The sequence below is a fragment of the Ningiella algicola genome, assembly GCF_028401415.2.
Lineage (GTDB): Bacteria > Pseudomonadota > Gammaproteobacteria > Enterobacterales > Alteromonadaceae > Glaciecola.
This window is the reverse complement of the sequence record NZ_CP171821.2, coordinates 4643281-4656479: the sequence shown is the minus strand read 5'-3', so window position 1 is coordinate 4656479 and position 13199 is coordinate 4643281. Positions and strand designations below refer to the sequence as shown.

General features: G+C 45.6%; 9 protein-coding genes. 6 read left to right on the top strand and 3 right to left on the bottom strand.

Going from position 1 to position 13199, the window contains the following annotated elements; genetic code table 11:
- Nucleotides 1–7 precede the first annotated feature (7 nt).
- Together PN836_RS20375 and PN836_RS20370 are read right to left on the bottom strand one after the other, a co-directional pair.
- Nucleotides 8–316, bottom strand: coding sequence for a hypothetical protein (locus PN836_RS20375; protein WP_395341952.1), 309 nt, complete (start codon nucleotides 314–316; stop codon nucleotides 8–10).
- A gap of 346 nt (nucleotides 317–662) precedes the next feature.
- Nucleotides 663–1115 (bottom strand): hypothetical protein, encoded by a 453-nt coding sequence (locus tag PN836_RS20370; protein ID WP_395341950.1) that lies wholly within the window; start codon nucleotides 1113–1115, stop codon nucleotides 663–665.
- Nucleotides 1116–1165: 50 nt separating this feature from the next.
- Here PN836_RS20370 and asnS point away from each other — a divergent pair, with 50 nt between their 5' ends.
- Nucleotides 1166–2563, top strand: coding sequence for an asparagine--tRNA ligase (gene asnS, locus PN836_RS20365; RefSeq protein ID WP_395341948.1), 1398 nt, complete (start codon nucleotides 1166–1168; stop codon nucleotides 2561–2563).
- Nucleotides 2564–2665: 102 nt separating this feature from the next.
- On the opposite strand, the gene PN836_RS20360 is transcribed toward asnS, so the two are convergent.
- The gene (locus PN836_RS20360) at nucleotides 2666–3595 is read right to left on the bottom strand and encodes a hypothetical protein (protein WP_395341946.1); all 930 of its coding nucleotides are present in this window, start codon (nucleotides 3593–3595) and stop codon (nucleotides 2666–2668) included.
- Nucleotides 3596–3924: 329 nt separating this feature from the next.
- On the opposite strand from PN836_RS20360, the gene PN836_RS20355 reads away from it, so the two are divergent.
- The 5 genes from PN836_RS20355 (at nucleotide 3925) to PN836_RS20335 (ending at nucleotide 13187) form a co-directional block, all read left to right on the top strand.
- Complete coding sequence (locus PN836_RS20355) at nucleotides 3925–5097, top strand: efflux RND transporter periplasmic adaptor subunit (RefSeq protein ID WP_395341944.1); 1173 nt, start codon at nucleotides 3925–3927, stop codon at nucleotides 5095–5097.
- Between the two features lie 25 nt (nucleotides 5098–5122).
- The gene (locus PN836_RS20350) at nucleotides 5123–8305 is read left to right on the top strand and encodes an efflux RND transporter permease subunit (protein ID WP_395345762.1); all 3183 of its coding nucleotides are present in this window, start codon (nucleotides 5123–5125) and stop codon (nucleotides 8303–8305) included.
- A 158-nt stretch (nucleotides 8306–8463) separates the two neighbouring features.
- On the top strand, nucleotides 8464–10818 hold the full coding sequence (locus PN836_RS20345) for an efflux RND transporter permease subunit (RefSeq protein WP_395341942.1): 2355 nt from the start codon (nucleotides 8464–8466) through the stop codon (nucleotides 10816–10818).
- The gene (cheB, locus tag PN836_RS20340) at nucleotides 10811–11947 is read left to right on the top strand and encodes a chemotaxis-specific protein-glutamate methyltransferase CheB (protein ID WP_395341940.1); all 1137 of its coding nucleotides are present in this window, start codon (nucleotides 10811–10813) and stop codon (nucleotides 11945–11947) included. The genes PN836_RS20345 and cheB overlap by 8 nt, the downstream gene beginning before the upstream one ends.
- Nucleotides 11948–11960: 13 nt before the next feature.
- A complete protein-coding gene (locus PN836_RS20335; protein ID WP_395341938.1) occupies nucleotides 11961–13187 on the top strand; it encodes a threonine/serine ThrE exporter family protein in 1227 nt (408 codons plus the stop codon).
- Nucleotides 13188–13199 lie beyond the last annotated feature (12 nt).

Here is a 13199-nt window from a genome sequence, read left to right as displayed (position 1 = left end):
AACTTTGCTAACTCGTTTTTTCAATCGCTAATTGAGAAAATGACCCAATTGAAAACGAACTAGTCTCTAATTCTTCTAAGCTGACGTAACCGTCTTGGTTGATGTCAACGCGAGTAAAATCTTTTAACAATTGCACCTGCATTGATGCTTCTCTTAGAGAAATTACGCCGTCTTGGTTTCTATCAACGTTGCCAAAGTATTCGATTAATTCCGATACTTGTGAGGCACGACCAACACTCTCTTCGTTCCATGCAGCTGCAGCCTGCATTGCTAATGCGCTTATCCCTATGCACACAATTAATATGTTTACTTTCATATTGTCTGTGCTCTTCTTATTATTTTCATTTGTTTAGCTTGGCTTAACCAATTTGACCTAATCACAATTTCTGTAGCGAGTCTGTACCGGTCAATGAAGCCAATTATCCACTTTCAATACACGATATGTGCCACTATTTTTAATTTCTTTAAATTCATATGCTTACATAATTTAATATGAAACATTTGCTTAAGAGAGGTATTGAAAGTGTCTGCTTATGCAGACAGCAATATTTAAAAATAATGCGAAAGATATGAACCGCCGCCCTGCACGCTTTTAAAAGCGCGATGTGGACGTATGTAGCTGATTTGAAACAGCAAAGAACAAGTGATTAAAAGGCAATATATTACGATAAAACAGTGAGATACAAAGTCAGCAGACTCACACCGGCAATGACTAGCAAAAACCACTCATTTAGGCCGAAGGGGTCGGTCTTTCGCCGACTCCTGCGCCGCCGTAACACCACAACGAGTAAACTCAAGGCAAGGCAAAGTTGCAAAATGCCGAGAAGTTGCTCAAGGTGTTTCTGTGACCACACCTCTCTGCCCTCTATGCCCCAATAGTTTTGTAAGCCCGTGATGAATTCAGGGCGAGCAAAATGAAATACAATGAGCGCCGCAATTAACAGCAACCATGCCAGCGAATTTAGGCCGATAACCGTTTGATAAAAGCGATCTTTAGAGCGCCCCTTTTTGCGCCGATCAAGCGTCTTATTCGGTATGTTTAATTCGTCTTCAGTCATTGTTTTAAAAAAATTCATCCTATAGACAGATGCAGTAAACATTTGTAGTGGCATCATTAATTTCCATCAGTATACTAAGCGCCTACTCAACACGGGAGACTTTTTTTATGATCACGGCACCAGTCGCCGACGTGCTAGCAAAAAAGCATGAAATTGGCAGCACGATAGAAATCAAAGGATGGGTTCGCACCAAGCGCGACTCAAAAGCTGGCCTTTCTTTTATCGCTTTACATGATGGTAGCTGTTTTAATCCTGTGCAAGTGGTTGCACTAAATACCTTGCCCAACTACGACGAAGTACTCAAGCTCACAACCGGCTGTTCATTATCTGCCATTGGCGTGGTAAAACAATCCGAAGGCAAAGGACAAGCCATTGAGATAGAGGCCAGCTCAATTGAAGTCATTGGCTGGGTCGAGAATCCAGATACTTATCCAATGGCGGCAAAACGCCACAGCATCGAATACTTGCGTGAACACGCGCACTTGCGCCCAAGAACCAACATCATTGGCGCGGTAACGCGCGTGCGCAACTGCCTGTCTCAAGCCATACATCGCTTTTTCCACGAACAAGGCTATTGCTGGATAAGCACCCCTATCCTTACCGCCTCCGATACCGAAGGCGCAGGCGAAATGTTCCGTGTGTCTACTTTGGATATGATGAACGTGCCAAAAGACGACAAGGGACAAGTGGACTACAGCCAAGACTTCTTTGGCAAAGAAACGTTTTTGACCGTGTCTGGTCAGCTAAATGTTGAAACCTATTGCACTGCTATGTCTAAGGTCTACACCTTTGGCCCAACCTTTAGAGCGGAAAACTCCAACACCAGTCGCCACTTGGCAGAGTTTTGGATGATTGAGCCTGAAGTCGCGTTTGCAGACTTATCTACCGTCGCGCAATTGGCTGAAGACCTTTTAAAATATGTATTCAAAGCCGTGCTAGAAGAGCGCGCAGACGATATGGCCTTTTTTGAACAGCGCGTGAACAAAGACGTTGTCACACGTATGCAGTCAGTCATTGATTCTGATTTTGTTCGAATGGACTATACGGATGCTATCGACATCTTACAAAAAAGCGGGCGAAAATTTGAATTTCCTGTTGAATGGGGCGTGGACTTATCGTCTGAGCACGAGCGCTACATAGCGGAAGAACATCTTAATGCGCCTGTTATTATGCAAAACTATCCAAAAGACATCAAAGCCTTTTACATGCGCATTAATGACGACAATAAAACCGTGGCGGCTATGGATGTGCTCGCACCAGGCATAGGAGAGATCATCGGTGGCTCTCAGCGGGAAGAACGCTTAGACGTATTCGACCGTCGTTTAGCTGAGATGAATCTAGATGCTGAAGATTACGCTTGGTATCGAGATTTGCGCCGCTACGGCACTGTGCCACATGCTGGTTTTGGCTTAGGCTTTGAAAGGCTGGTTGCTTATGTTACTGGCGTGCAAAACGTACGAGATGTGATCCCCTTCCCACGTACCCCTGGCAATGCAAATTACTAAGGCGCATTTAATTAAACATTCCACACGCATTATTATTCAAGTAGGCGTTAGGTGCGATTAACGCCTACTTATTAACGCTCAGTGGAGCGCATTCTGCATTGACTACTCCTGCTGCACTGCCTCATCTTTTTTGCGGTCGGTCGAGGTGCTGACCCTTCCAAGAATGTAGCCTGATAGTCCACCAAGCAATGCTGACAATTCTTTGCTTTCCAACACGCCCATAATGCCAAATAAAATAATTGAAATAACAATTAAGAAAATAGTGACAAATTGAATACCCTTTTCGCCAGCAAAGATAGATTCTGCGATGTTTTCTTTTTTCAGCGCAATAATGTAAAACCCGACGATGACTATCGCTACCAACGCGACAAAGGCGATGCTCGTCATCATTCTAAAGCTGTTGCGTTCTTTTTCTAAGTTGAACATATTGCCGAGTTTTAGCTCGATTGCAGTCAGTGTGTTTTCATATGACAGCAAATCATTGCTAAGCTTTTGGATGCGTTGTTCATCTTCCTGAAGTTTTCGCATGTCGCGCTCGAGTCTTTTGATGGAATCCTCGTCAATATCGATATAGCTAAGCGCAGCTTTGATGGATTGCTCCTCCTCCGCGCTCAGGCTAGTTCCCCTGTTTTCTAGCTGCGTTATATATGCCTTGTTTTGAACAAGTCGTGTATTGGCCTCATCTAGCTCTCGCTGCAGCATCTCTGGCGAAGAGTAAGCATAAGAATACATATCGCCTTGCAACATGGCTAACTGAGAATTGGTGCGGTTGATTGACAACAAAATATTTTTTCTGCGAACCACTATTTGCTGAAAATCATCAGGCAAGTCGTCCATAGCCTGATTCACAGTAACGACTGGCGGCACTTGCTCGACGGCTTTCATCGAATCGGCAACTTGGCTGTTATAGGCTCGCTCAACTGGTTGAATCGAATCGGCGTTTTGCTCGCCTTGGGCATGAGCGACAAAACTCAATGGCATAGCTAAAAAAATAAGCAGTAGCAAACAAAGTGTAAAGGTGCGTTTGTGCATGGCGAGTATCCTTTTTTATTATGCTCGTAACACTATCAGCAATTGGATGAAAAGCGAACATGAAACAAGGATGAAGATGATTTGCAAGGCGCGCTAACAATCTGATTCCGGGCGACTTATCAACCAAAATATTGCAATTTTCACCAAATCATTAGTCAAATAAACCACTAATAATCAGCAAAAGACAAAATTAACTCATCTTACCAGACGCTGATCGCCGCGATTTGTGCACTTTGAGTAAAAAATCATATATTTAGTTACATTTGGCACATACCTTGTAAATACACAAAGCATATAATAAGTGGTGTACTCAACAAGGAACCAAAACAATGAAAGGTAGCTCACTGAAATCTAATCTGCTCAAGGCCATAGGCTTTTTTGCAATTATTGCAGTTGCTGTAGGGATAAGCACGGGCATTCAAGCCACCGCTGAGGACGAAGACGAAAAAGAACCTGTCGACACTCGCCCTACCGTTAGTGTAGAGGCACTGGTGCCTCTAAATCATGATGTGGTGATTTCCAGCTTCGGAGAAGTAAAGCCGCTTGAAACAACCGTGCTCGCTGCGCAAGTCTCGGGGGAAGTCTTAAGTTGGAACGAGAACTTTGTTGAGGGTGGTGTAGTTAAGCGAGGCGATATTCTCTTTTTGATCGAGCCAGACGCCTATGAAGCGGCAGTGTTGCAAGCTGAAGCACAAGTATCCCTTGCACAGGCAACACTAACCGAAGAGCTGGCCCGTCAAAAAGTCGCGCAACGTGAAGCTAAAAACTTAGGGGCGAATCAAGTATCTGACCTTTACTTACGCAAGCCTCAAGTGTTGAGCGCACAAGCGCAGCTTAAATCAGCCGAAGCCTCTTTGCGAATTGCCAAAAGAAACCTTAACAAGACGCAAGTAACCGCTCCATATGACGCCTTAGTCATGTCTAGGCAAATCGGCTCAGGACAATATGTCACCCCGGGTATGACTGTTGCTACATTAAGTAATGTTGAAACGGCAGAAGTGGTATTACCCATCGCAGGCTTTGACCGTCCTTTTTTGCTTGATGAGATGCGCGGAAACGAAGCGGTTATTACCACAAAAGACAGAGCCCCTATTCAGCGTGCCGGCTTTGTTTCTCGCGATTTAGGTGTACTAGATGATGCCACTCGCATGCTTCATTTAGTGGTGCGAGTCGAAGACCCCTACAGTCTGAATGGCAACGCACCTGCACTTAAGTTTGGCAGCTATGTGGAAGTCAGTATAGCAGGTAAGCAACTGCAGAACGTCTTTAAAGTACCGCAATCTCTCGTGAACAATCGCAAACTTTGGGTACTTAATGAAAATGACGAATTGGAATCTCATCAGGTAGAAGTGATTCGTGAAGAAGGTAGCTACTTCTTTATATCAAGCGGCGTAAATGCTGATGACAGAATGGTAAAAGAGCTACCAGAGTATCCACAAAACGGCATGCAGGTAAAAGTAAAATCGCCTGACCAAGCCTTAATTTCATACAACATGGATTAAGGAGAGCATCATGTCTAACGAAAGTATGTCTGACGAAAACAAATCTAGCGAAAATACACCTCAAGTTGAACCCATGCCGCGCGGCCTAATCGCATTTTTCGCGCAAAACCCGGTGGCGGCCAACCTCTTGATGGGCTTCATTATTATTATGGGGATTGTGAGCTATTTCACCATTCAAAAACAAATGTTCCCCAACATCGAAATTAACTACATCAATGCATACGTGAGCTATCCTGGCGCATCGCCAAAAGAGATTGAAGAAAACATTGTCATCAAAATTGAAGAAGCGATTACCGATGTTACTGAAATCAAGAAATCGGTTGGGCGCTCCTGGCGCGGTGGCGGTCGAGTCACCATGGAAATTCATCCAGATGAGCATTTGCCTGATGTATTAGACAAAATCAAAGCGCGTGTTGATTCCATAGCGACCTTCCCCGCTTTAATGGAGCCCATTACTGTTTCGCAAATAGAATGGCAGCAAGACGTTATCGAAATGTCGGTGGTCGCAGATTTACCGCTTACTGAACTAAAGCCGCTCGCCAATCAGATTGAAGAAGAGTTACTGCAACTTGGCAACGTCCAGATAGTTAATGCAGACGTGCCAGACGGTGAAATTGGGATTGAAATTCAACCGGAAATGCTGCGCAAATACAACTTGACGATTGAAGATGTGACGCAGGCTATTCGTCGCTTCTCAGCGAACTTTTCAGCCGGACAAATTCGCTCTGACAGCGGCATGATTGCCGTGCGCGTTGAAAACCAGTTTTACAATGGCGAAGAGTTTCGCAATATTCCTGTAAAAATTGGCGATGGTGGCGCGAAGGTCTTGCTTAAAGATGTGGCCAATATCAAAGATGAATTTACTGAGGGCGAGCGCTACTTCAAATACAACGGCGAAAACGCCATTTACATGGGCGTAAAAGCAACGCGCAGCCAAAATATTATCCCGGTGGCGAAATCGGTCAACGACTATATCGCAGAGCGCAATAAAACCTTGCCAGCAGGCGTGCAGTTAAAAGTATTGGTGGATATGACCTACTACTTAAACGGACGCCTGGATATGATGCTTGGTAACATGCTGCAAGGGGGCATTCTGGTATTTTTGATGCTCGCGATTTTCTTGCGCTTTAAGCTTGCATTTTGGGTAATGATTGGCTTGCCTGTGTGCTTTTTAGGCGCAATGATGCTGATGCCTGCATTGGGTATCACGATCAATATCCTGTCACTGTTTGCATTTATTATGGTGCTGGGGATTGTGGTGGATGATGCCATTGTCATAGGCGAAAGCGCCTATACTGAAATTGAGCAAAAAGGCGGCGGCGTGCGCAACGTTATCATTGGTGCCAAACGCGTCGCAACGCCTGCCACTTTCGGTGTTTTGACCACCATTGCCGTTTTCGCACCCTTTGCCTTTGCAAGCGGCCCGATGGGCGATTTCTTTATCAATATTGCAGGTGTAGCCATCCTGTGCCTGATTTTCTCTCTCATTGAATCAAAGCTTATTCTTCCGGCGCATATTGCCCACTCTAGCTTTAAACCCTTAAAGAAAAACGGCTGGCGAGAGCGCTTCAACAATCGCTATTTTGGTTTTATTCACGGCCCGTATAAACGCTTTGTCACTGCGTGTACTCGCCAACGATGGATTGTTTTAGGCTTTTTCATTGCAATGCTGATTGTAAGCTGGGGACTCATTTCCGCTAACTACGTGCGCATGGTGCCAGAGCCTAAAGTTCCTCATGACTTCCCGAGCATCACAATTGAAATGAGCGAAACCGTATCAGACGAGGTGACCATCAATGCACTTAAAACCATTGAATCGGTTGTGATGTCGGTGGATGATGAAATTGCTGAGGAATACGGAAGTGGCATGGTAAGAGACATTCTTGTCTGGAACCAAGGTCGAACCGAAGGCCGTTTAATGGCGCCACTGGTGGATGAAGATGCACGTCACTTCGACACCTTCGAACTTGCCAGAAGATGGCGAGAAGCCATGCCAGAAATTGCCGGTATGAAGTCATTTACTATTCAAGACGATGTCAATGGCGGCGGCCAAGACGGGGAATTCGGCTACATGCTATTTGGCTCTGATATTGCGACATTAAATGCTGCAGGCCGCTACATGATTGAGCTAATGCAAACACAAACAGGCGTGTTTGATGTTAGCTCCACCATTGACCCCGACAGTAAAGAAGTGCAAATGCAGTTAAAACCAGTGGCATATGACTTAGGTCTTGATTTAACCAGCATTGCAGCCCAAGTTGGCGCCAGTTTCTACGGCGGTGAAGCCCAGCGCGTATTGCGTGATGGTGAAGAAGTCCGCGTGATGGTGCGTTACCCTAAACTTACGCGAGAGCGCTTTGCTGACTTAAAATACGCGCTTATCACCACGCCAAGCGGACAAGAAGTGATGTTGGGTGACGTGGTAGATTTGTATGAGGCACCCGGTATTAGCTACATTCGCCGCGAAGGCGGCTATCGAAGCGTTTATATCTGGGGCAACATAGACGAAGAAGTGATTGAGCCAAATGAAGTGGTAGATAATGTCAAAGACAACATCTTGCCCGCATTGAAAGAGGCTTTCCCATCGGTAAAAACCGAGCTTGGCGGTAAAATAGAAGAACAGCAAGCGCAACAGGATGAACAAATGCTGTTCTTCGTAGCCGGTATGGTGATGGTTTATGTGTTACTTGCGGTACCCCTTAAAAGCTACGCTCAGCCACTCATCATCATGTCGGTGATCCCCTTTAGTTTTACGGGTGCGATTTGGGGGCACTTCATCTTCGGAATGGATATTAGCATGTTCTCGTCCTTCGGCTTAATAGCTGCTGCCGGGGTTGTCATTAACGACTCGCTGGTCATGACTGATTTTGTCAATCAAAGGCGAGCTCAAGGATACAGCGTGCGAGAGGCGGTGATTGAAGCAGGTTGCGCGCGATTTAGAGCGATAACCTTAACCTCCATTACCACTTTTGCGGGGGTGCTCCCCATCATGTTTGAAACCAGCTTGCAGGCAGGTTTTGTGATACCCATGGCAGTCGCACTTGGCTTTGCGGTGCTTTACGCAACGCTGGTCACACTTATTTTAGTCCCTTGTTTGTATATGATTTTATCCGACATAGGCGCGGTGTTCCGCAGGATGTTTCACTTCATCAAAGGCTTGTTCACACGTTCTAATGAACGCCCACGTAAGCCTGTAAACGTCAACTAATTAAGCGAAGCAAACAGAATCGAAAGGCCTCATAACTGAGTTGTGAGGCCTTTTGTATATCTAGAGGCTGATACGGTGTACAAATATGCTTAACTTTTTCCCAAATCCTCCGTTACACTAAGGTATAGAAACTCCCAAAAACGGTGCCCTGTTTTACGATGGCAAAAATCAATGCTTCAGAGCAAACAACGCATAACATGCAGCCAGCATGGGTACGTTATATATTTAGCTATCCTAAAACGGTTATTGCGGTCGTTATTCTTTGCATTATCGGTATGACAATTGGGGCGAAAAACCTGTATTTCAGAGGGGATTACAAAGTCTTTTTCGAGCAAGACAACCCTCAGCGCGTTGCCTATGAGAACATGCAGCGCATTTTTACCAAAAATGAGACCGTTAGCATCATCATTTATAAAAATGGCGAATCGCTGTTCAATAAGCAGAGTCTGACATTAATTAAAGGTCTCACCGAAGACAGCTGGCAAATACCCTTGTCTACTCGGGTTGATTCCATCACCAATTTTCAGCACACCTATGCACTTGACGACGATTTAATAGTCGAAGACTTGCTCTTACAGCTTGACGACTTAGACGATGAGCGCGTTGATACCATCAGCCGAGTCAGCGTTGCCGAGCCCGATATGCTCAATAAGTTGATATCGCCCAATGGTGATATCACCATGATCAACGTAACCGTGCAGTTGCCAGACGGTGATCAAACAAAAGAAATAACAGAAATTGGCAAATACGTACGCGACATGATTGCGCCTTATCAAGCTGAATATCCAGAACATGATATTCGTTTATCGGGTATTGTGATTATGACCGACGCCATGTTTTTGGCCGCTATTAAAGACGCTGCGACGCTATTCCCTATCATGTTTTTGATCATTAGCGTACTGCTTGCTGTGTTAATGCGCTCGGTATACGCCACTGTCGCCACCTTGATTATCGTGAGCGTGTGCGTAAGTGCCACCTTGGGCATTGGTGGATGGCTTGGTATGTTTATGAATATCGCAACGGCTAACGTGCCTGTTATTATTATGACCTTGGCGATTGCCGACAGCGTGCATCTTGTATCAGGCTTTCGCGTGAATATGATGCGAGGCTTAAATAAAATCGAAGCCTTACAAAAATCGATTGCGCTGAATACCAAACCCATTATGATCACCAGCGTAACGACCGCCATCGGCTTTTTAACGCTCAATTTTGCAAAGGTGCCTATTCTTTCTGACCTAGGCAATTTGGTGGCGATTGGTGTGACTTTGGCCTGCATTACCTCTTTAGTGCTGTTGCCTGCCATGTTGATCATCATGCCGGTTTCCTATCAGATTGACCAAGATGAGATAGAAGCATACTCAGATAGTGATAAGGCCAAAGCTTCAAACTGGGAAAAACTCTCTGACTGGGTATTTAAATGGTATCGCGTCTTATTAATAGCCTGTTTTGCGCTAATGGGCATCAGCGCCTACTTAGCGTCACAAAATCAGCTTAACGACATCGCCATTGAATACTTCAATAAAGGAAATGATTTCAGGCAAGACGCTGACTTCCAACAAGACAAACTAAGCGGCCTTAGCACCATCGATTTTGCCATTTACACCGATGAAGAGAATGCCATTACGACACCCGAGTTTTTACAAAGCATTGAAGCATTTACGCTCTGGCTCGAGGAACAAGAAGAAGTTGACCACGTTTTAAGCTTCTCAAACACAATGAAGCGTTTGAACATGAATTTAAACGCCGATGACAAAAGCTTTTACCGCTTGCCCGAACGCGCCGACGTTGCCGCTCAATACTTACTGCTTTATGAGATGTCATTGCCTTATGGTCTTGATATCAATAACCAAATTGATATCAATAAATCCGCTGTGCGCGTGATGGTGACCTTGAAAAACTTAGGCAGTGAAGACTTTACCGGCTTTGAACAGCGCGCAAAAAATTGGATGAATGAGCGCGCACCAGAGTATCGCATTGATGCTGCTAGCCTGCCGCTCATTTTCGCGCACATTGGCAAAGCCAATATGCAAGGCATGATGACCGGTGCAGTTATCGCTCTGGTGCTCATTTCGGCCTTATTATTTGTTGCACTAAAAGACATTAAACTTGGTTTCATAAGCTTGGTGCCTAATCTAATGCCTGCGCTCATTGGCTTTGGAATGTGGGCTTTGATATCGGGCAAAATCAGTATGGCGCTGTCAGTGGTGATGACCATGACACTTGGGATTATTGTTGATGATACCGTGCATTTTCTAAGTAAGTACAAAGCCGGGATGGATCAAGGGCTTAGTGCGAGAAAAAGCGTGCAGTTCGCTTACGAGAACGTAGGCAAGGCGCTTCTTATCACAACAGTGGTCTTGTGTGCTGGCTTTACTGTGCTTGCCCTTTCGGATTTTGCGATAAACTCCGATATGGGCACGCTTACTGCCATTATTATTGCGGCGGCCTTAATTGTCGACTTGCTGCTTCTCCCTGCACTTCTCGTTAGCACAAATAAGGAGAAAAATGCCTGATAATCGCGCGTTCAGAGTACTCGTAGTAGATGACTCAAACTTAATGCGCACGCATATTTGCAGTGCGCTAGTAGAGCACGGCATGATCACCGATACCGCCGAAAACGGTGAAGTATGCCTACAAAAAATTACCCGATTTAAGCCCGACGTAATCACGCTTGATATCAACATGCCGGTAATGGACGGACTGACCTGTCTTGAAAAAATCATGGCGCAGTGCCCTACCCCAGTCATTATGGTGTCATCACTGACTCAAAAGCATGCGAATGAAACCTTAAAAGCCCTTGAAATAGGCGCGTTGGACTACATTGCCAAACCTAATGGGCCGGTATCACTGACCTTGAATAAATCCAAATATATGCTGGTCAGCAAGGTAATAAACGCGGCGAAGGTTTCTCGGTCTAAACCGCTTGATAAACCAAATTCATCTTTTACCGCAGCCAAATACCCCGCCACGCCAAATGTGGTGAACACAGCTTCGCCAAAGCTTACAACAAATAATACGGATACGCTTCGAAGCGTTCGCTTGCTTAACCCTTCGCGTCCTGCCAAACGGCGAGAACTTGAACTAGTGATCATTGGTGTATCAACAGGCGGGCCGGTGTGTTTGCAAGAGATTATTCCCAAGCTTCCCGCCAGTTATCCTGTTCCCATAATTATCGCGCAGCATATGCCTTCACGTTTTACGCAAGTGTTCGCCACGCGAATGGACAAAATGTCTAAGCTAAGCGTGCACGAATTAAATGCCGAAACACGATTAATGCCCGGCAATGCTTACGTGGCGCAAGGCGATGCAAATGTGATTTTGCATAAACGTAACAATGGTTTAAGCGCCTCACCCGACACAAGTGAAACCCCACTAATTTGGAAACCGAGCATTACCTTGTTAGTAGAATCGGCACTCAAGCATATCTCCCCAAGCAAGCTTTGCTGTGTTCAGCTTACAGGCATGGGCAATGACGGCGCGAAGGCCATGGCAACCGCCCATCAGAAGGGCGCATTTACCATTGCAGAGTCACAACAAACGGCCACGGTATACGGGATGCCAAAAGAGCTTGTAAAATTTGGCGGAGCGAGTAAAGTGCTGCCAAATTTTGAGATAGCGCAAACCCTTATGTCGCTGTTGTAGCTGAAGAGCCATATTGGACGAACAAGAATTTAAACAAATCCGAAGATTTATCGTCAAGCTTGGCAAAATGTTGCACAAGTACGGTACGCCTGCGCATCGCCTAGAAGCACACTTGCTTGAAGTCGCAAGCTACCTTAACGTGAATGCAAGCTTTATTTCAACGCCTACCTCCCTCACCTTCGTCATCTGGAGCGACAAGCGAGAAGACGAATATAATCATGCAGCGCGCGTTCAGCCCGGCGAACTAGATTTAGGCTCCCTATCGAGAACTGACGAGCTGGTTACACGACTGCTAAGTGCTGAACTCAATTTAAGCGAGGCAGACGAAGAACTCAGCCGCATCGACAACCTACCTGCCTTTTATCACCCCTTGTTTGAGTTTTTCGCAATGGGGATATCTACCGGCTCCTTTGCCATTGTGATGGGCTCAAGTTTTGATGATGCCATTGCCGCAGGCGCAATTGGCTGCATAATGTACCTTATATACTTTTGGTCGCTGCACTCAAAGCGCGTCAATCTGATGCTGGAGCCTGCGGCTGCACTTGTAGCCGGGGTGTGTGCCTGCGCAATTAGTGCGCTTGTGGAGCCAGCTATCAATATTCGTTTGGTTGTGCTCTCCTCCATCATTATCTTTATTCCTGGACTGGCGCTAACCATTGGCTTAGCTGAACTGTCATCGCGCAATTTGGTATCGGGCACAGCTAGGGTAATGGACGCACTCATGCAGCTGTTTAAGCTTTATTTTGGTGCATTCTTAGGCATTGCGATTGGCTTTTGGTGGTTTTCAGAAGTGGCAATGGTACCCACTGAACCCACTCCTAAATGGGCGATTTGGGTTGCCGTACTCACGCTTTGTAGTGCACTTGTTGTTATCTTTAAGCTGAGGATAAAGCATGCACCGTGGGCCATCATGTGCGGTTTTGTCGGTTATTTTGGCACATACTGGGCATCTAAATACCTAGAGTTCGGCTTAGGCACCTTTGTGGGAGCCTTTGCGGTAGGCGTATTTGCGAACTTATTCACTCGCTTTGCCCATGCACCTGCATCAATAGTATTGATGCAAGGGCTGATTGTGCTTGTACCGGGCTCAAAAACCTATATTGGACTTAACTCCTTCGTGTCTGGCCAAGATTTCATGCATGCCGATCATATTGGCCAGGAAACCTTTGTGATTTTCATGTCTTTAGTGGCGGGTCTGATTTTTGCGAACGTGGTGATGCCAACGCGCAAAGCCCTTTAAAAATTATAGGGG